The sequence below is a fragment of the Olavius algarvensis spirochete endosymbiont genome, from assembly GCA_900608495.1.
Classification (GTDB): Bacteria; Spirochaetota; Spirochaetia; order DSM-2461; family DSM-2461; genus UBA2779.
In genome coordinates this window covers 1-777 of sequence record UWYT01000156.1, presented here as the reverse complement: position 1 = coordinate 777, position 777 = coordinate 1, and the positions used below count along the sequence as shown (strand labels likewise).

Genomic DNA, 777 nt, shown 5'->3' with positions numbered 1-777 from the left:
AACTTGGGCCAGAGCGGGGAATTAAGGTGGTATTTTCTCCGCATACTAAGCCACTTCCGTGTTTGTTATGGGCAGGTGTCCGGCTAGGAGTTTGGGGAGGAGAGTGTTACGCGTATCACTTAAGGCATGGTTCTGGCACACATTTTCGTAAATGGTAGTAAGTAATGGCAATGCATACCGTTGATACGCATTTAGTGCCGATTCTTTAGGCAGTAAGGTCTTAATCTTAGAGAAATTACCAGTATTGAGATTTAATGTGGTGCTTCCTCCACTCGCCAGGTCGTGCAAGAGTTTGTATTTCATTTTCATGCTGAAATAGAGATAAGGCGTATAGCTTTCTTTGGCGGGGACAATGCTATTAATTTGCTGGTTAGTGTGGCTTTCCTTAGAAGCGATTACTACTTGCCCGACTGTTGCAATACAACTAACACACACACTACCTTTTGGGATGGCTTTCTTTGGTTGAGAAGCTGCGCCTTGAGCACTCAAGAACTCTGACGTGTTAGTAGCAAATACATTTCCATGCATATCAGGGATCTTTATAAACGGAGCATCGCTACCATAGTATTCGTGCTTTTTCTTGGATGGCGTTTTTCCACAAACTACTTTTCCAAATTCAGAAATAGCCGTAATTTCCCAGCCCTCCGGAATCTCTCCCAACTCAGAATCAACCATCGCCGATGGAAACAGCGCGGCGGTTTGTGCCAGTTCGGCGTAAGCGTCTGGTTGCTCGGCTTGCAGTTGTTTAAGGGCGGCTTCGTCTTTGGCGGAGATGAC

1 protein-coding gene is annotated in these 777 nt (G+C 45.7%); it reads right to left on the bottom strand.

Going from position 1 to position 777, the window contains the following annotated elements; translation table 11 throughout:
* Window positions 1-45 precede the first annotated feature (45 nt).
* A partial coding sequence (locus S1OALGB6SA_RS04000) for a restriction endonuclease subunit S (protein ID WP_195910291.1) occupies window positions 46-777 on the bottom strand: 732 nt, incomplete at its 5' end.